This is a genomic window from Mucilaginibacter defluvii (genome assembly GCF_039543225.1).
GTDB classification, from domain to species: domain Bacteria; phylum Bacteroidota; class Bacteroidia; order Sphingobacteriales; family Sphingobacteriaceae; genus Mucilaginibacter; species Mucilaginibacter defluvii.
This window is the reverse complement of record NZ_BAABJI010000002.1, coordinates 1924250-1943207: the sequence shown is the minus strand read 5'-3', so window position 1 is coordinate 1943207 and position 18958 is coordinate 1924250. Positions and strand designations below refer to the sequence as shown.

Sequence of the window (18958 nt, the reverse complement as noted above, 5' to 3'; positions counted from 1 at the left end):
CATAACATGCAACACAAAAAACGTATATTATTAGCAGAGGACGAAGAACACCTGCTGGAAGCTATAAAACTTAACCTTGAGCTTGAGGGCTACAAGGTATCAACCGCCAAAAACGGAAAAAAAGCGCTGCAACTGTTTAAAGAGGAGCGCTTCAACCTGATTATACTGGATGTAATGATGCCCGAAATTGACGGCTTTGTGGTTGCCGAAACCATCAGGCTGGAGAACAGCGAGGTACCGATCATGTTCCTGACCGCTAAAAACACCAATGAGGACAAGATATCAGGCCTAAAAAAAGGCGCTGATGATTACCTGACCAAGCCTTTCAATCTGGAAGAGTTGATACTACGTGTTAATAACCTGGTAAAACGCAGCCTGAAAGGTGAGGACCTGAAAGAATTTAACAGTTATAAGATTGGCGATAAAACCATCCACTTTAACTCGTTTGAGCTGGTTAACGAGGATGGCTCTATCACTGCTCTTACTAAAAAGGAAACCATGCTGCTTAAGCTGCTGATAGAGCGCCGCAATGAGGCGGTATCGCGCGAGCAGATATTGGAGACTGTATGGAATTATGATGTATATCCGTCAACCCGTACAATTGATAACTTTATACTCACCTTCCGTAAATATTTTGAACCTGATCCTAAAAATCCGGTGTATTTTCACTCGATACGTGGGGTAGGTTATAAGTTTACCGAAGATCATCACTAATGTTCACTAACAAAGCGCGTATTATAGTAACGCTTTTGTTTTTGGCTTTGGCCGTTGTGTTCGCATATTATCAAACCTATCAGCTCACCGCGGTTGCGGTAATGCTGGCAGGTTTGGTAGTGTGGGGATATTTTAAGGAAGGCACCGTTATTTTAGCCGCCAAGCAATTTCACCATAAGGAGTTTGATAAGGCCGAAAAGCTGCTGCTTCAAATTCATAACCCTAATTATTTGGGTAAAAAGCGGCGCGGGTTTTATGAATTTATATTTGGTAGCATCAGCCTGCAAAAGCGGGATTATGAGGAAGCCGAAAAGCATTTTGAAATAGCCGCCCAATATCCGCTGCGTACGGTTAACGATCATGTGGCGGCGCTGGTACATGTAGCCACCATAAGTTATCGCAACGGTAATTATGAAAAAGCCACCGCCTTTTTAGGCCTGGCCGAAAAGCATCGTGACAACATAACCGCCAAAATGCGCGAGGTGTTGAACACATTAAAACAAGAGTTAAACAACAAAAAGAAATAGTACCTGCCATTATTAAGATGACAGGAAAAAAGTCCTCTCCTTTGGAGAGGATTTAGGAGGGGTTTTAAGAGGTTTATGAAAGATTCGTTATTTATAAAGGCAGCTTTTTCCGAAAAAACAGAGCGCCCACCCGTATGGATGATGCGCCAGGCAGGCCGCTTTATGAAAGAGTATTGGGACATAAAGAATAAATACTCGTTTTTAGAGATGTGCAAAACGCCGGAGATCGCCGCTGATGTTACCATGTTGCCGGTTGATCTGTTGGGTATTGATGCCGCTATTCTGTTCTCGGATATACTGGTAACCGGCGAAGCTATGGGTGGCGATTTGAGCTTTACCCAGGGCGTAGGCCCAAAGTTTGCAAACCCGGTACGTACCGCTGCCGATATTGACGCATTGGAGACTGATGTTAACCACCGTCTGCAATACGTTGCCGATGCCATTAAGGTGATACAGCAGCGTTTAGATGGTAAAATACCGCTGATCGGTTTTGCTGGTGCGCCGTTCACGGTAATGAGTTATTTGGTTGAGGGCGGATCGTCAAAAGATTTTAAGCTGACCAAACTGTTAATCCACAACCAGCCGGAGCTGGCTCATCGCCTGTTAGCAAAAATTGCTACCGTAACCGCCGATTATCTTAACCTGCAAATCGCTGCCGGTGTAAACGCCGTGCAGATATTTGACAGTTGGGCGCAGGCGCTATCATGGGATGATTATACCGAATTTTCGCACCGCTACATCACCGAGATCATTAGCAAATTGAACCGTAAGGATATCCCGGTAATATCGTTCTGCAAAGGTAGTTCGGTTTTCGCGCCGTTGATGTCTGAAGCTAAGCCAGACGTGATCTCTATCGACTGGAATGTTGACCTGAAGGATATAAAACAACGTTTACCGCAAGGCATCGCTGTACAAGGTAATCTTGACCCGCATATTTTATATGCTGATAAAAAAGTGATCAAGGAACGGATACACCGCCTCTTCGAGCGTATGCGCGGCGAAGATGGTTTTATATTCAACCTCGGCCATGGTATTATGCCCGATATTCCGTTTGATAACGTGAAGTATGCGGTTGAGGTGATAAAGGAGTTTCGCTATTAGAGACCCCCTAACCCCCTGAAGGGGAATGTACAGATAATAATAAACAGTGGTGGCTTGTCACCCTGAGCTTGTCGAAGCGTACGAGCGCGGGGGAATTAGCCAGGCGGTGAGTGCTTCGACAAGCTCAGCATGACAATAACAAGTAACGTTATCACGCGGCAATGACTTGTGGTGTTGAATTGATAAGTAGTTAAGAAAATAAAAGTAAAAACCTCTCATAACCCAATCCTCCGGCCTCTTAATTTTCGGGTAGCAGGTTGAAGCACTACCGCTAATAGAAAATTAAAAAGCCGGCGATTTATTCGTTGTGTTGTTTGTTTTTAGTGGCACTCATGATACCGCTGACGCTAAGTTTTGTTCTTTTGATCGCTCAAAAGAAATTTAGGACAGGTAATTAAGCTGTTTAACCGGGAAGACATGTACGAATACATTAAAGCCATACACATCATATTTGTAGTCTGCTGGATGGCGGGGCTGTTTTACATTGTGCGCCTGTTTATTTACCATACTGAGGCGCAGCAAAGACCCGAGCCGGATCGCCGTATCCTGTCGGAGCAGTTCGAGATTATGGAGCGGAAGCTGTGGTATATTATTGCCGTGCCATCTATGGTGCTTACCGTGCTGGCCGGTATAAGTATGCTGGTAATGGTACCTGCCTGGCTGCATCAGGGCTGGATGCATATTAAGCTCACCTTTGTTATAGGACTGATCGCTTACCACCACATCTGCCAGAGCAAAATGAAACAGATGCGCAAAGGCATCTTTAAATGGACATCAACACAGTTACGCATCTGGAACGAACTGGCCACCATATTTCTGTTCGCCATTGTGTTTTTGGTGGTACTCAAAAACTCGCTGAACTGGATCTTCGGCGTAATCGGCATTATCGTTTTCTCGATGATCATCATGTCTGCCGTGAAGATCTATAAGTACTTCCGCGAGAAAAAATAAAATTCTTGTCTTTTTTTCTTACCCCTTGCAACCATTTCCTGCAAACATTCATCTTACCTTTAAATGATGTTTTTGGAGCCAACCTTTACAATTGATGATGTGATACAGCGATGCCAAACGGGCGACCGTAAAGCGTGCGAAATGCTGTATAAGCAGTATGCTTCAAAAATGCTGGCGGTTTGTATGCGCTACGCGGTGGACAGGATGGAAGCCGAAGATATGTTGCAGAATGGTTTTATCAAGGTATTTAAAAACCTGGTAAACTACCGCGGCGAAGGATCATTTGAGGGTTGGATACGGCGCATCATGGTGCACAGTTCTATCGAATACTACCGCAAGCATCACAAAATGATGCAGGTGGTTGATATCACCGAGCATGGGCACGAACAATCGGTTAACCCCGCAGCCGTGGCTAACCTTGACGCGAGGGACCTGATGGGTATGGTACAGCAACTGGCTCCGGGTTACCGTATGGTTTTTAACCTGTACGCTATTGAGGGTTATACCCACAAGGAGATAGCCGAAATTGTGGGTATAACTGAAGGGGCATCAAAATCGCAGCTATCAAGGGCGCGCACTATTTTAAAGGAATTAATTGCTAAAAGCGATGGAAAAAGGTATGAATATGCAGGATAACGAACTCGACGATCTGTTCAGAAACAAGCTGAATGGTTTGGAAGTAGAACCATCCGGCAATGTGTGGGGCAATATAGTGGCCGGGCTCGATGGAGACAAAAAGAATAAACCGCTTTGGGCTTACATCAGCGCCGCCGCATCTGTAGTGGTAATTGTTACGGCAGGCATATTATTTATACAGCAGGAAGATAAGCCCGAAGAACACACCCAGCGTATTACTAAAGTACAACCCGCCAAAAAAGTGGCTGATAATATGGCTAAGGGTGAGCAACCGGCTATAGCTCAAAATATTAATAAGAGTGAGCCTCCGGTAACAACGCCGGTTGAGGAAGTAAGCAAAGAGGATAGTAAAAAGGAAAAACCCGCCCCGGCTAAGTTAGCCAGGGTACGCGCAACCCCTTTAAAACCGATAGCGGGCATTAAATCAAAACCTGTACTTATTGCCGAGGTAACGCCGGAACCGCAGAAAAGTATTAATACCCCTGTGCTGCCTGATGCAACGATAACGCTTAGCGAAAAAAGTATTTCGGCCGAGCCCGAACCATTTAAAACAAAGCCTGTTGTAATTGCTTCGGCAGGGTTGCCGCAAACCGGAAAGGCGCAGGCTGATGAGCCGGTGAAAAAGAAGCGCAGAGGCTTTGGTGGACTGCTGAACGCCATCGTGTCAAAAATTGATAAACGTAAGGATAAGATAATTGAATTTGAAGATAACGGCGATGGGCAAAGGCTTACGGGCATTAACCTCGGCATTATAAAAATAGAAACGGAAGAAGAATAGATCAACCTAAAATAACTATACAATAATATATATGAAACGCCTGATTTTTACCCTAATAGCCGCCGGCTTTACTACGGCCCTGTTCGCCCAAAATAATGCCGACAGCGTATTTACCACTACTACTACTATAACTACTACCACCACCGCCAAAGGTACGGTTACCGATACCGTGATCCGTAAAAAACGCAAGCTGAAATTCAGCTTCAGTACTGAAAACCGCGATACGGTGTACAAAGAAGCGTCCAAACATCCGGGATGGTCGTTCACGCCTACATTTTCACGGGTTGATATCGGTTTCGCTACGTTGGTTGATAACGGCAGCTTTACCCTGTCGCCCGAGAATGAGTTTTTGCGCTACCGCTCATGGAAGAGCAGCAACTTTGGTTTCGACCTGCTGGAGTTGGGCTACCGCTTTAACAGCTCGTTTAAAATATACGCCTCAGCCGGTTTCGACTGGACACGCTTCCGCCTGCGTGAAAACGTTACCCCGCTGCGTTTCCAGGATCAGTTAACGTATAGCGTTGATGATATTGACTATGATAAAAATGTATTTTCATCAACCTACCTGCGCTTACCGCTATCGTTTTACTGGCGAAGCAAAAATGATAATGCAGGTCATCGTTTCCATATTGTGGCAGGCCCCATATTCGGTTTGCTGATAGATGGCCACGTACGCCAAAAAAGCCTGGAGAACGGTGATCAGCACTTCAGGGCAGGCTTTAACCTGGCCAAGGTAAGATACGGTGGCTTTTTACGCGCGGGCTACGGCGGCATAGGTTTCTTTGCCAAGTATTATGCTAACGATATGTTTGAGGATAGTCCGGCACAAAAAGGCTTAAAAAACTTCTCGTTCGGCGCTACCGTTGGTTTCTAACCTATCAATTATCATACGCTATAACAAGGCTGCCCTCGGGTGGCCTTTTGTTTTGTGTATATTTGCCGGTGATGACTGATAATTCATTTTTGCAGGCCGCAAACGTAAGTATGCGTTATCCCGGCGTACATGCTGCGGGTGTAAACAATGTGGACCTGCATATAAAGCCTCATGCCATTACCGCCATTGTAGGCGCGAGCGGTAGCGGCAAAACAACCTTGCTGCGATTGCTTTATGGCTTGATTTCGCCTGATTCGGGGCTGATCACCTTTAAACGCGAACGTATTTGGGGCCCGGAGGAAAAGCTGATCCCTGGCCATGACGGTATGAAGATGGTAACTCAGCATACCGATGACCTGAACCTGTTTGCCAAGGTGGCCGATAACGTTTCCATCCTGTTACCCAGCACCAACCTGAAGGCGAAAAAGGAAAAGACCGAGAAAGTACTACAGCAGCTCAATATGCTGCATCTTGCCGGTAAGCGTATAGCCGACCTGAGCGGCGGCGAAAAGCAGCGTGTAGCCATAGCCCGCGCGCTGGTTACGCAGCCTGAAGTGTTATTTCTGGATGAACCCTTTAACCAGGTAGATACTTCCTTTCGGGATGGTTTGCAGCGCGACATCAGGCAGGTGGTAAAGGAAACCGGAATCACCGTTGTAATGGTATCGCACGACCCGGCAGAGGTACTCTCGATGGCTGACGTGCTGGTGGTGATGAAGGATGGCGAGATTATCGAATCCGGCACTCCGCAGGAGTTATACCGGCATCCGGGTAGCCTGTATACCGCCAAGCTTTTAGGCAATTGCAACGTACTTACCGCTGAGGAAGCAAAGCTGCTCCATATATCCGCAGAAAAACAAACCGTAGTTATTTACCCCGATGAGTTGACGTTGACCAATAGCTGGAGCCACCGCGACTGGATAGTAAAGGAAATACTGTTTAAAGGCTTTTACGAAGAACTCTTACTGGGGCGCGATGGCGTGGCTATCCATGCTTATAACATTAAAAAAGGAACCCACCATATAGGCGAAAAGCTACATGTAAAAGCAAACAGGTGGCTTGAATATTAAGCCACCTGCTGTAAGATCTATTTCTTTTCTATCACCCGTACCTTTAAAAAGCTCGGGCTTGATTTCGATGTATAAACTTTGTGTGTAGCCTTTTTAAAGTCGCTATCCTTAGCTTTCATAATATCCTGAAACTGCTGCGTGTTTCTGTCAATAAGCGGGAACCAGGTGCTTTGTACCTGTACCATAATGCGGTGCCCCTTTTTAAAGGTGTGCAGCACATCCTGCAACTCAAAGTTTACAGGCGTGATCTCTCCGGGCTTAAAAGGTTCAGGTTTTTCAAAGCTGTTACGGAACTTGCCGCGCATAGCCTCGCTGCGCACCATTTGCTGGTAGCCCGACATTACCACACCTTTTCCGGTGAACTTGTTGCTGCTTGCCGAGTCCGGGTAAACATCAATTACCTTCACAATCCAGTCAGCATCGGTACCTGTGGTTGATACTTTTAGGTTGGCCCAAATATCACCGGCTAGGGTAATATCATCCGCCAATACATCGGTTTGGTAAACCAGTACATCAGGGCGTTGTGCTGCAAAACGCTGATCGGCAGTCATGTACTCACGGTTCATATCCGTGCTAATGCCGTTAATAAATGGTACGGGCTTGTTCGAGTCTGACACGAACTCGTCAAAACTCTCCCCGGCAGCGGGTGCCGTGAAGGATAATTTGCCGTTGGGTAAAAAGTACAGGTTTTTCTCGGCAGCCTCTTTTGGCGGCCAGGTAGTGTAAGTGTTCCACTTGTTGACGCCGGTTTCAAAGGCGTTTATTTTAGGCAGATTAAAATCGCCGGTGCCTTTGAGGTAATGGCTAAAGAATTTAAACTCTATGCTCTCGCGATAAAAGGGGCTGGTTTCGCCCCCGAATTCTACATCACCTAAATGATCACCTGCGCCGCGTGCCCAGCCGCCGTGTACCCAAGGGCCAATGGCCCAGTACACCGGTGTTTTCGGGTTGTTTTTAGCTAACACTTTATAGGTATTGATGCCACCGTACAGATCCTCCGCATCATACCAGCCTCCGGTAACCAGCACGGCCGTTTTTATATCGTGCAGGTGGGTTAATACATTCCTGTCCTGCCAGTGTTTATCATGGTTAGGATGATCCATCATCTCGTTCCACAGGCGGATAGTATCTTTAAAATACTTCACGTTACTGTTACGCATCGAACCCATTTCCAAAAAGAATTTATAACCATCCTCGGTACCAAAATCAACCCGGCTGCCGCGGCGCTGGGTTGGCTTATCATCCTGGCGGTTGGTAAAACCGGGGTAAAACCCAAAGTTGGCAACCAGCATAAACGCGCCGTTGTGGAAAGCATCATCGCGATACAGATCAGCAATGGGTGCCTGCGGCGATGCGGCCGCTAATGCCGGGTGACGGCTCAATAAAGCCGTTGTGGTATAAAAGCCGGGGTAGGAGATGCCCCAAACGCCCACCTTGCCGTTATTACCGGCAACGTTTTTCAGCAGCCAGTCAATGGTGTCGTACGTGTCGGTTCCCTCGTCAACATCCTTTTTAGTTTTGTGCTTTTCAAGTTCGGGTGTCATTTCTTCATAAATGCCCTCGCTCATCCAGCGGCCACGCACATCCTGGTAAACAAATATGTACCCATCCTTTAAAAACAGCGGCGAAGGGCCAAGGCTACCCTTGTATTTATCGGTACCATAAGGCGCAACGCTGTAAGGTGTGCGGTCCATCATGAAAGGATATTTTTTCGTTCTATCCTTAGGCACATACACTGAGGTAAACAGTTTAACCCCATCGCGCATGGGTATCTGGTACTCAAATTTTTGGTAGTTGGCTTTTACATACTCGGCATCAGGATTAACAGATTGAGCCTGTAGGCCCGGTATGCCGAAAGCTAAAAGCAGCAGGCATAAAGCTATGGTGTAGCGTTTTTTCATGTATGAGGGGTGTAGTTAATAGTATGCCAAATTAACCATAAAAACATGAAATTAATAGTGAAGGCAACACGTGCTACACCTAAAAAGTGAGCAGGTAAGCTAACAGCAGACCAAATAGAAACTCTGTTTTATAGTCGAGAGCTTTTTTATGAACTATGAAAATGCCCAACGTTAAAAAAGTAGTTAATACCACGGGTTTTTTAAACGCAGCAACTAACGATATATGGATAAAGTTATCCATGCCAACTCTTTTGGCAAACGCATAAAAATTATCATGGCTAACGTTAAAATTGAATCGATAGGTATAATAAGCAATTATTGATAACCGTGCTATTTCCATCAATAAATAATAGCAGCAGATAACAAAGAGCATAGCTAATATGCTTTGGTATATGTTTTTATTAATCGATAAGGTATTCATTGTTGAGCTAAAGTAAACAAAAAAGGCGACCAAATGGCCGCCTTCCGTTTATCTCGACATGCAGATATTACTCATTGATTGCTTTTACGCCCGGTAACTCTTTGCCTTCCATGTACTCCAGCAAAGCGCCACCACCTGTTGACATGTAGCTAACCTCGTTTGACAGGCCGAACTTGGTTACAGCCGCGGCTGAGTCACCGCCACCAATCAGCGTGAAAGCACCGTTTTCAGTAGCTTTAACTACTGAGTCGGCAACCGCTTTGGTGCCTTTATCAAAGCTTTCCATCTCAAAAACACCCATCGGGCCGTTCCACAGAACCGTTTTTGATTCTTCGATCACCTTGGCAAATGCCTCTCTTGATTCAGGACCGATATCCAGGCCCATCCAGTCAGATTTAATAGTGTTATTTGGCGATACCGCTGTTTGCGCATTGTTGTCGAATTTATCAGCAACTATACAGTCGGTAGGTAAAATCAGGTTAACGCCTTTGGCTTTAGCTTTTTCAACCAGCTCGTTAGCCAGGTCAAGCTTATCGGCCTCTAATAATGAGGTGCCGATTTCGCCGCCTTGCGCCTTAACAAAAGTGTATGCCATACCACCACCGATGATCAGGTTGTCTACCTTCTCCAGTAACGACTCGATCAGCTGTATCTTGTCAGACACCTTGGCACCACCCATAATAGCGGTGAAAGGGCGTGCTGCGTTGTTCAATACTTTTTCGGCATTGTCAAGCTCTGCCGCCATCAGGTAACCAAAGTATTTAGCCTCAGGGAAAAACTGTGCTATAACGGCTGTTGAAGCGTGTGCACGGTGAGCCGTACCAAAGGCATCATTCACGTATACATCACCCAATTTCGAAAGTTTTTCGGCAAAATCCTTGTCGCCTTTTTCTTCTTCCTTGTAAAAGCGCAGGTTTTCCAGTAAAAGCACTTCGCCTTTTTCAAGCTCAGCAGCTTTTTGGGTAGCTTGTTCGCCAATGCAATCGTCAGCAAACTCAACTTGCTGGCCCAGCAGGTCAGACAAATGCGCTACAATATGTTTTAGGGAATATTTATCAGTCGGACCATCTTTTGGCCTGCCCAGATGCGACATCAGGATAACCGCGCCGCCATCATTTAATATTTTTTTGATGGTGGGCAATGCCGCGGTAATACGGCTATCATCGGTAATTTTATAATCGCCGTCAAGCGGAACGTTAAAATCAACCCTAACAAGGGCTTTTTTGCCCGAAAAACTTATCTGATCAATTGTTTTCATATTCAAACTGGTTGTAAATTTCAGCAGTGCCGCAAAATCAGCAATTTATTTTAAATACGGAACGCAAATGTTAAAAAACGGGCAGCTTTTTGGTAAAATTCATGGTAGGTTAACAATGGGCGAATGGTGTGCAGATATCTCCTCGTACCTCGTCGATATGACAATAAATAAAATGTTGTGCAACTTACCTGATACGTAAATACATTACATGGTGAGGCCCTATGCCCGGTACATCAAACTCGGGTGATATCACCTCGAAGCCGATATTGTGATAGAAAGCCAGTGCTTTTTTACGGGCATTGCACCACAGGTAGTCTGCCTTTTGGCCGCGTAGGTAAACAATCGCAAAGTTTAACAACTGGTTACCCAACCCCTTGCCACGATATTTTTCGATAGTGGCCATACCACGTAATTGATAACCAGTGCCGGAAAAGTCGCCGTAGCTTTGCGGGTGGAATGATGCTATGCAAGCCAGTTCATCATCAACATACCAGCCCAGGTGAAATGCCCCGTCAATTTCATCCGTCGGGAAGATACATTCATGTAACTGGAGCCTGCCTTCGCGCAATACCTCATTGCGCACCGCTAATAACTCCTCAACCTCAATGAATTTTATCATGATTTGAGGGCGCTTATTTTTACAACTAAGTCGGCAAGGCGGCTGGAGTAGCCCATCTCGTTGTCGTACCAGCCTACCACCTTTACCAGTCCGCCCACTATGGAGGTTAGCTGCGCATCAAATATGCAGCTATGCGGGTTGTCCAGTATGTCGGTTGATACGATAGGGTCTTCGGTGTATTCCAGTACGTTTTGCATTGATCGCGTTGCGGCCTGTTTAAATGCGGCGTTGATCTGCTCAACTGTAGTATCTTGCTTCAGGCTGCAGGTAAAATCCGTAAGTGAGCCGTTAAGCACGGGAACGCGTATGCCGGCTCCGCCCAGCTTTCCTTCCAGGTGCGGAAAAATATTGGTAATGGCCTTCGCCGCGCCTGTAGTAGTAGGAATGATGGATGCTGACGCCGCGCGTGCGCGCCGCAGGTCTTTATGCGGAGCGTCGTGCAGGTTTTGGTCGCCCGTCATGGAGTGAACGGTGGTGATATAACCATCCACAATACCCCAGTTGTCATCCAGTATTTTTACCATTGCCGCCACGTTATTTGTTGTGCAGGATGCGTTGGATAATATGGGCGCGGTAAGATCAATTTGCTTATCATTAACACCAAGAACTACAGTAGGTACACTTTTATCAGTTGGCGGGGCAGAGATGATTACCTGTTTAGCACCAGCCTTTAAATGTTGTTCAGCACCCTGCTGTGAGGTAAACTTCCCGGTTGATTCGATCACCAGGTCGATATCAAGCTCAGCCCAGGGAAGTTGTGATGGGTCACGCTGCGCGAAAACTTTTATTGTTTTTCCGTTGATAATAAGTTCAGTATCGGTATGTGCAACTGATCCCTTAAAGCCACGATGCACAGAATCATACTTAAATAAATGAGCAAGGGTATGGGTATCTGTCAGGTCATTTATCGCGACAACCTCTATGCCGGGTATATCAAGAATGTTTCGCAAAAATATACGGCCAATTCGCCCAAATCCATTTATAGCAATCCTCATCATCATTGCACAGATAATTTAGGCGACAAAGCTACATAATTACGCAGACTGTAATTTCAGCAGGGCGCAATATTACTGATTGATTGCCTGCCAAAGCAAGTCCTTCAGCTTATCCAGATTTTTTTGCGCTACTGACGAAATGAATACGTAAGGGATGCCTTTTGGTACTTGCTGTTTCATCTCCTCGGTCAGCTCATCATCCAGCATGTCTGACTTGGTGATTGCTAATACACGTGGTTTGTGCATCAGTTCGGGGTTGTACTCCTGTAATTCATGCTGTAATATTTCATACTCTTGGGTAATGGTACGTGTGGTATCCGCAGGTACCATGAATAATAATACAGAGTTACGCTCTATGTGGCGAAGGAAACGGAAACCCAAACCTTTACCTTGCGATGCCCCCTCGATAATGCCCGGAATATCGGCCATTACGAATGATTTGTTATCGCGATACGATACGATGCCCAGGTTAGGTACCAACGTGGTAAAAGCGTAATCGGCGATCTCCGGTTTGGCGGCAGATACCACCGAAAGCAGTGTTGACTTACCCGCGTTAGGGAAGCCTACCAAGCCTACATCCGCAAGTAATTTTAGTTCGAGAATGTTCCACACTTCCTGGCCCGGCTCGCCGGGTTGCGCAAAGCGGGGAGTTTGTTGGGTTGACGTTTTAAAATGCCAGTTGCCTAATCCGCCGCGGCCGCCCGGTGTCAATATTTTGGTTTCGCCATCGTGCGATATCTCAAATATCACTTCTCCGGTTTCGGCATCTTTAGCAATAGTGCCCAGGGGCACTTCCAATATCTCGTCGCGACCGGTTTTGCCGGTACACAGGGCGCTGCTGCCCGGATCACCGTTGCCGGCAATTACGTGCTTGCGGTATTTAAGGTGCAGCAGCGTCCATAACTGGGCGTTGCCCTTTACAATAACGTGTCCGCCACGGCCGCCGTCGCCACCATCCGGACCACCTTTAGCGGTATGCTTATCGCGGTGTAAATGCGTAGAGCCTGCACCCCCATGCCCTGAGCGGCAGCATATCTTCACATAATCAACAAAATTGGAGCCCTGAGCCATGGTGTTGTAAGTTTATTGTCCAGAAGTCCGATAGACAATAAGTCCGGAAGACCGAAAGATTTACTTACTTTCTGACTTCCGGACTTACTGACTTTTGGACTGAATATTAATATTTTTCAATTACCGCTACAATGGCGCTAAATATCTCATCTATTGAGCCAATGCCGTTAATGCTGGTAAATTTATCCTGGTTTTTGTAGTAACCGGCAACCGGTGTGGTTTTATCGTTGTACTCTTTAATGCGTTTACGGATGATGGCCGGGTCGGCATCGTCAGGGCGGCCTGAGTCTTTACCGCGAAGCAAAAGGCGGCGTTCCAGTTCATCGTCATCAACCTCAAGGGCTATCATGCCTGAAATGGCTGATGCTTTTGATTCAAGCAATGCGTCTAAAGCTTCGGCTTGTGCAACCGTGCGTGGAAAACCGTCAAAAATAAACCCTTTAGCATCCTTATTCGCATCCAGCTTATTACTGATCATGCCGATAACTACGGCATCAGGTACTAATAAACCTTCGTCCATCAGTTTTTTGGCCTCTAAACCAAGCTCGGTGCCCTGCGAAATTTCGCCACGCAGCAAATCGCCGGTTGAAAGGTGAATCAGCCCGTATTTGTCAATAAGTTTTTGTGATTGAGTGCCCTTGCCTGCGCCGGGAGGGCCGAACAAAACCAAGTTTAGCATGCTTGTTAAATTTAAATAGCCTTTCTGTACGATTACGGAAAGGCTATATTATTATTTGAGTGAACTTGAAGGGAGTCGAACCCCTAACCTTCTCATCCGTAGTGAGATGCTCTATCCAATTGAGCTACAAGTCCGTATCGTTTATCCCTTTTGATTGGGACTGCAAAAATACGTTTCTTTTTAATCGATGCAAATTTTTTTTAAAAAATAAGCGGTTTGACAGGCTATTTGCCTCATAGCAAGGCTGATTATTGTTGGAGATACAACTGCTATTGCTCGCTTTGTAATTTAGGTAAAGCGGATTTGTGAATATACCAGCGCCCTTTATAATGTTTAAATTCTTTTAAAATTGCTTTTTGCGGTGACGGAACCGTTCTTAATAAAACATGTTTATTTGATTTATAAGGCCTGATGTAGACGTTTCCTACACTATCTGCCTCAATCATAAAGAAGTCATACTCGTCAATCGCGGAGGTCATATGTTTTATTTGATTGTCACTCATATAATCCGGACAGTTATTTTGTAACACCAGCTTATTACTAATATCAAAAAGTTCCATAATAATGAATTTGCTATGCTTTACAGCATAAGGCGCGCAATTGAATCCTTTCACCCTTACTCCTGCAAAATATATTTTGGAATTAGGATAATTGCCAGAGCTTTGGTAGTGTATGTAAAATTGCTTAAAAAGGCTAAAGTCTGTTTTATCGTACTTTTTTATTAAGGCATCGGTAGCCTCTTTATAAGTTATTGGCTTAGTGCATGAACTCCAGACAGCAATTAGCAGTACTAAAGGCAGGTATTGTTTTAAAGTAATCATGAAACTTAAAGTTTAAACTCAATTCCGCAATCAAACTTCCGCCATCCGAAATCTAAATCATTCCCATCAACTCATCATCGCTAATGATCGGTATATTCAGCTTATTGGCTTTCTCGAGCTTTGCCGGGCCCATGTTGTCACCTGCAACCAAATAGTTTAGCTTGGCTGATATGCTGCTGAGTATTTTACCACCATTTTGCTCAATAATATCTTTCAGCTCATCGCGCGAAAATTTCTCGAAAACGCCCGAAATAATAAAGGTTTTACCGGCGAGCTTGTCGCTGGCCAGGGTTATCTCCTTTTCCTCAATCGCTAATTGCAGGCCTTCGTTTTTTAGGTTTTCTATTTCCTGCTGATGTACGTCGCCGCTAAAATATTCAATCAGGCTTAGGGCTATACGGTCGCCAATTTCTTCGGCGGCTATCAGTTCATCGTAAGTGGCTCTACTTAGCGCATCAATATTTTTAAAATGAAGCGCAAGCTTTTTGGCAACCGTAGCACCAACGTAACGTATACCCAAGCCAAACAGCACACGTTCAAAAGGCATTTGTTTTGAACGCTCAATGCCATCCAGCATGTTGGTGATCGATTTTTCGCCAAAGCGATCCATGTGCTTCAGCACATCAGCATGTTTATGCAGGCGATAGATGTCGCTTATGTGGCGCAGCAAACCTTTTTGATAAAGCGTTTCGATGGTTTCGTCACCTAAGCCGTCAATGTTCATGGCCTTGCGGTTAATAAAGTGTTGCATTTTACCAACAATTTGTGGAGGGCATCCTTCATCATTAGGGCAATAAAATGCAGCCTCGCCCTCCTTGCGCTCAAGGTGTGTGCCGCAGGCCGGGCAATTAGTAATGTATTCAACCGGCACAGCATTCTGATGCCTTTTTTCGGTATTTACGCTGATGATCTTGGGGATGATCTCGCCGCCTTTTTCAACATAAACACTGTCGCCCTCGTGCAGATCAAGCCTGATGATCTCATTGGCATTATGCAGCGTGGCGCGTTTAACCGTGGTACCCGCCAGTAAAACCGGTTGTAAATTGGCTACGGGCGTAACCGCGCCTGTACGGCCTACCTGGTAGCTTACACTTAATAATTCAGTTTCAACGCGTTCGGCTTTAAATTTATAGGATATGGCCCAACGCGGTGATTTGGCTGTAAAGCCCAGCTCCTGCTGCTGGCCATAGTTGTTTACTTTGATTACAATGCCGTCAATATCATAGCTCAGGTTAAAACGCTCTGTATCCCAGTAGGTAATAAACTCCAGAACCTGATCTATATTACCGCATAAACGACTATGATCGTTCACATTAAAACCCCATTTCTCAAGCGCTTCAAGGCTTTCCCAATGGGTTTTAAACAAAGTCCGGTCGGTATATAATCCGTATAAAAAACAATCCAAAGGGCGTTTAGCTACCTCGGCCGAGTCCTGCATTTTTACCGTGCCGGAGGCAAAGTTACGCGGGTTGGCATAGGGTATTTCGCCGTTTTCAATACGCTCATTGTTAAGGCGTTCAAAGGCTTTGCGGTGCATAAATACTTCGCCGCGAATTTCAAAAAATTCGGGGTAGTCGCCCTTGTTAAGTTTTTTTGGGATGGTATGTATGGTGCGTATGTTAGTGGTTACGTCATCGCCCTGTACGCCGTCGCCACGGGTTACCGCCCGGGCCAGTTGCCCGTGCTCATAAGTTAAACTCATGGAGAGCCCGTCAAATTTAAGCTCACATACATACTCAAAGTTGTCGCCGATTGCTTTGCGTACACGCTGGTCAAAATCAAGCAATTCCTGCGCGTTGTAGGTATTGCCTAATGACAGCATAGGCCAGCGGTGCCTAACGGTTACAAACTCCTTGGTAACTTCGCCGCCTACCTTTTGGGTAGGCGAATCAGGATCAGCAAAATCCGGGTGCTGCCTTTCCAATTCGGCCAGCTGCTTTAATTTCTGGTCAAAATCGTAGTCGGCAATGGTGGGCATTGCCAGCACATAATAATTATAATTGTGTTGTTTAAGTTCCGCGGTGAGCGCCTCGATCTGCTTTTTTACCTCGTTAGATGACATAGCAACGAAGATACAGATTTGCCTGACTTAAGCGGAACGTGTTTACTTAAGCACCAACAAAACTTGCAAATTTTGCTTTTAAATAAAGCGTAATAAAAACCTTTGATGTGGAAAGGTGTTATAGTTGATAGCAGTGAAAATGCATTATTTTAACGTGCAAATGGCATAAAAATTGCTTAATGCACAGAAATTAATTTATCGTTTACCTTATTATTCAACTTATGAAGAAAATTTTTCTTTTAGCCGTAATTGCAATCGCACTTTCCGCTACGCAATCTTTCGCACAAAGCTACAAAACCGGTGCTGGTTTAGGCATTGACTTTGGCGATGGTTCAACTCTTGTTGGTCCTACCTTCAAGCATTTTTTTAATGGTAATGACGCTATCCAGGCCGATCTTTTATTCGGTGCCGACGCCGTGTGGCTGGGTGGTTACTATCAATACCACCAACCACTAAAAGGTACACCTTTGAAATGGTATTTAGGTATTGGTCCGCAACTGGCATTTGCAGATGACAATGGTTTTAATGATAACAGCACATTTATCTATCTGCGCCCGATGGTAGGTTTGGATTTTAAAGTGCCATCAGCGCCGCTTAGCTTTAATTTAGACTGGAGACCAGCATGGCGCCTGAACAATGATTCAGAATTTGAGCCTGCCCGTTTTGGTCTTGGTTTCCGTTATACTTTCTAATATAGGATAGTAAAACATATCAATAAAAAAGCCGCGTTAGCGGCTTTTTCGTTTTTCATAAATTGTATTTAAGGTGTAGGGTAGGTTAAAATTTTTAGCGGACTAATTTTACGCATCCTATAGCAATTCATGGCGGTTTCACCCAGTTGGTTCAGTAGCCGGTAGTTCACAACTGCGCCAACAGCCGCGCCAATAAAAGGGATGAGCTGTGCCATTTTAGCCAGGTCAATGTAATCCCTGTATTCCTGTTGAAAGGTTCGCCAGTCAAACTCCTGTTCATCATCAGGCAGGCCCTGGCTGTAGCCCTGCCACGCAGCTATCTTTTGATAAACTACGTTGCGCTCCTGCTGGCTGCTAAATGCCAGCTGGAAAATGTAGAGTATATACAACCGCTCTTTGTAATCGTGAACATCGTAACCATAAAGGGCGGCTATTTCAAATAGCAATTTTATTTTTATACCGATCAGTATCGGGAAATCGGCCAGCCCCATCAAGATGCCGCCTGCGCCGGTAACAGCACCCTCAACCGATGCTGTGCGTTTATAAAACTCAATTTGCTCCTTAACGTATGCTTCGCGCATTTGTAGTGAAGCATCAGCAAGCGGAGCTTTGGTGACATGCTTTGCGCCGAAGAGCACTCCCTTTATCATCTTCTCGATGGCTGTGGTTATGGCGGCGTGTACCTTTTCAGGTATAATATTATTGAGCTTGGTTTGCAGCCTCTTGGCTATACGGTTGCCCAGCGAAGGCTTTTTTTGCATGCGGTGCTGCCAAAACTCCAATTGTATGTATGCCTGCTGCTCATAAGTTGTCATAGTTATAAAATGTATGTTAAGAGTATGACAATTAATAAGGCAAGCTTGTTACGATAAATTTAAAATCCCTCTCTGCATTGCTATGCAGAGAGGGTGCGCCGGTATCTACCAGCTATAGAAAAAACCAAGGTTTAGGTAATTGACTAAATTGGCGCTGAAAGTATTGGCTGAGCCGGTGTTGTATCCTGTTGATTTAGAATGACTGTAGGATACATTAGCAATATTTGAAGTTACGCCCAAATGTTTAGTAGAATAGAACACGAAATCAAGTCCTACACGTCCGGTATAGCTGTTGGTAGTAGTTACATTGTCTGATTCTTCATTAAAATTGGATGTTTGCCTGTCGCGAGAATATTGCAAAGACGGCCCTGTGCGTATGCCTACTTTATCGTTAAAGAGTATGTATTTACGTAATTGTACGCCAGCAAATAAGCCCTTGTATTTTTGCAAATAATCAGAATTATCGCTTTCCTGACGGTTTTCCTGAAAATCGTAACCGGCCGATACGCCAATGTCCAGTTTATCAGCTATAAAATAGCCATAGTTAGCGCTTACGCTGTATGCATTTAATTTGTTCTTATCTGTTGTGTTGCCAACTCCGTTAAAATAGGTATTCTTACTATCAGTATTTTGGATGGCGAATGAAGCACCGATATTCTGTGTTCCCTTTTCGGTTTGGGCAAAGGCAGCTAAGGAAGCAACGCATAGCAGCATTGCAGCAAGAACTTTTTTCATAAAAATTGTGAAGTTGTGTTAAGTTGAAATTGTGTGTTTGTTGTTTGTATGACGGTGCCAGAAATGAATGGTTTAACGGCTGTTTTAAATTTTAGTTAACACGTTAATAATGAGATTTTAAATGTTTTGAAGCATTATATGTGTAACAGAAAAAATCATCTATACAATTTCAGTTAATCCTTTATAACGCATAAAAGCGACGGCATATGCCATCGCTTTTATGCTCTCTATTAAAATA

The 18958-nt window shown here is 45.0% G+C and carries 20 protein-coding genes and 1 tRNA gene; 9 read left to right on the top strand and 12 right to left on the bottom strand.

The genetic code is table 11. The annotated features are described in order from the left end of the window. Positions 1–6: 6 nt before the first annotated feature. From ABD960_RS14880 to ABD960_RS14845, 8 genes are all read left to right on the top strand, one after another. On the top strand, positions 7–714 hold the full coding sequence (locus ABD960_RS14880) for a response regulator transcription factor (protein WP_345331939.1): 708 nt from the start codon (positions 7–9) through the stop codon (positions 712–714). Beyond that, positions 714–1241, top strand: coding sequence for a tetratricopeptide repeat protein (locus ABD960_RS14875; RefSeq protein WP_345331938.1), 528 nt, complete (start codon positions 714–716; stop codon positions 1239–1241). Before ABD960_RS14880 ends, ABD960_RS14875 begins: the two co-directional genes overlap by 1 nt. A gap of 75 nt (positions 1242–1316) precedes the next feature. Next, positions 1317–2342 carry a uroporphyrinogen decarboxylase gene (gene hemE, locus ABD960_RS14870; protein ID WP_345331937.1) on the top strand — a complete coding sequence of 342 codons (1026 nt, stop codon included), beginning with the start codon at positions 1317–1319 and terminating at the stop codon, positions 2340–2342. A 417-nt stretch (positions 2343–2759) separates the two neighbouring features. Further along, complete coding sequence (gene hemJ, locus ABD960_RS14865; RefSeq protein ID WP_345331936.1) at positions 2760–3293, top strand: protoporphyrinogen oxidase HemJ; 534 nt, start codon at positions 2760–2762, stop codon at positions 3291–3293. Between the two features lie 66 nt (positions 3294–3359). Beyond that, positions 3360–3929: an RNA polymerase sigma factor gene (locus ABD960_RS14860; protein WP_345332844.1), complete on the top strand. Its 570-nt coding sequence runs from the start codon at positions 3360–3362 to the stop codon at positions 3927–3929. Beyond that, the gene (locus ABD960_RS14855) at positions 3901–4707 is read left to right on the top strand and encodes a hypothetical protein (RefSeq protein WP_345331935.1); all 807 of its coding nucleotides are present in this window, start codon (positions 3901–3903) and stop codon (positions 4705–4707) included. The genes ABD960_RS14860 and ABD960_RS14855 overlap by 29 nt, the downstream gene beginning before the upstream one ends. 31 nt (positions 4708–4738) lie before the next feature. Next, positions 4739–5581 (top strand): outer membrane beta-barrel protein, encoded by an 843-nt coding sequence (locus tag ABD960_RS14850; RefSeq protein ID WP_345331934.1) that lies wholly within the window; start codon positions 4739–4741, stop codon positions 5579–5581. A gap of 71 nt (positions 5582–5652) precedes the next feature. Then, positions 5653–6651: an ABC transporter ATP-binding protein gene (locus ABD960_RS14845; protein WP_345331933.1), complete on the top strand. Its 999-nt coding sequence runs from the start codon at positions 5653–5655 to the stop codon at positions 6649–6651. A 17-nt stretch (positions 6652–6668) separates the two neighbouring features. On the opposite strand, the gene ABD960_RS14840 is transcribed toward ABD960_RS14845, so the two are convergent. The 10 genes from ABD960_RS14840 to ligA form a co-directional block, all read right to left on the bottom strand. Beyond that, a complete protein-coding gene (locus tag ABD960_RS14840) occupies positions 6669–8552 on the bottom strand; it encodes a CocE/NonD family hydrolase (RefSeq protein ID WP_345331932.1) in 1884 nt (627 codons plus the stop codon). A gap of 79 nt (positions 8553–8631) precedes the next feature. After that, the gene (locus ABD960_RS14835; protein ID WP_345331931.1) at positions 8632–8892 is read right to left on the bottom strand and encodes a hypothetical protein; all 261 of its coding nucleotides are present in this window, start codon (positions 8890–8892) and stop codon (positions 8632–8634) included. A 148-nt stretch (positions 8893–9040) separates the two neighbouring features. Then, on the bottom strand, positions 9041–10231 hold the full coding sequence (locus ABD960_RS14830) for a phosphoglycerate kinase (protein WP_345331930.1): 1191 nt from the start codon (positions 10229–10231) through the stop codon (positions 9041–9043). 184 nt (positions 10232–10415) lie between these two features. After that, complete coding sequence (locus ABD960_RS14825; RefSeq protein WP_345331929.1) at positions 10416–10850, bottom strand: GNAT family N-acetyltransferase; 435 nt, start codon at positions 10848–10850, stop codon at positions 10416–10418. Beyond that, on the bottom strand, positions 10847–11845 hold the full coding sequence (gene gap, locus ABD960_RS14820; RefSeq protein WP_345332842.1) for a type I glyceraldehyde-3-phosphate dehydrogenase: 999 nt from the start codon (positions 11843–11845) through the stop codon (positions 10847–10849). The genes ABD960_RS14825 and gap overlap by 4 nt, the downstream gene beginning before the upstream one ends. A gap of 72 nt (positions 11846–11917) precedes the next feature. After that, entirely contained in the window at positions 11918–12916 is a 999-nt protein-coding gene (gene obgE / locus ABD960_RS14815) for a GTPase ObgE (RefSeq protein ID WP_345331928.1), read from the bottom strand. A 106-nt stretch (positions 12917–13022) separates the two neighbouring features. Then, positions 13023–13595 carry an adenylate kinase gene (locus tag ABD960_RS14810; protein ID WP_345331927.1) on the bottom strand — a complete coding sequence of 191 codons (573 nt, stop codon included), beginning with the start codon at positions 13593–13595 and terminating at the stop codon, positions 13023–13025. Positions 13596–13655: 60 nt separating this feature from the next. After that, positions 13656–13729: transfer RNA gene (locus ABD960_RS14805), tRNA-Arg, on the bottom strand. 135 nt (positions 13730–13864) lie between these two features. Beyond that, positions 13865–14416, bottom strand: a complete 552-nt coding sequence (locus ABD960_RS14800; RefSeq protein ID WP_345331926.1) for a hypothetical protein — start codon at positions 14414–14416, stop codon at positions 13865–13867. 52 nt (positions 14417–14468) lie between these two features. Beyond that, entirely contained in the window at positions 14469–16478 is a 2010-nt protein-coding gene (gene ligA, locus ABD960_RS14795) for an NAD-dependent DNA ligase LigA (protein WP_345331925.1), read from the bottom strand. Between the two features lie 221 nt (positions 16479–16699). Here ligA and ABD960_RS14790 point away from each other — a divergent pair, with 221 nt between their 5' ends. Beyond that, positions 16700–17170 (top strand): hypothetical protein, encoded by a 471-nt coding sequence (locus ABD960_RS14790; protein WP_345331924.1) that lies wholly within the window; start codon positions 16700–16702, stop codon positions 17168–17170. 68 nt (positions 17171–17238) lie between these two features. Here ABD960_RS14790 and ABD960_RS14785 read toward each other — a convergent pair whose 3' ends face one another. Together ABD960_RS14785 and ABD960_RS14780 are read right to left on the bottom strand one after the other, a co-directional pair. Next, positions 17239–17985 carry an EcsC family protein gene (locus ABD960_RS14785; protein WP_345331923.1) on the bottom strand — a complete coding sequence of 249 codons (747 nt, stop codon included), beginning with the start codon at positions 17983–17985 and terminating at the stop codon, positions 17239–17241. Positions 17986–18090: 105 nt separating this feature from the next. Next, positions 18091–18720 (bottom strand): outer membrane beta-barrel protein, encoded by a 630-nt coding sequence (locus ABD960_RS14780; RefSeq protein ID WP_345331922.1) that lies wholly within the window; start codon positions 18718–18720, stop codon positions 18091–18093. Positions 18721–18958: the final 238 nt, after the last annotated feature.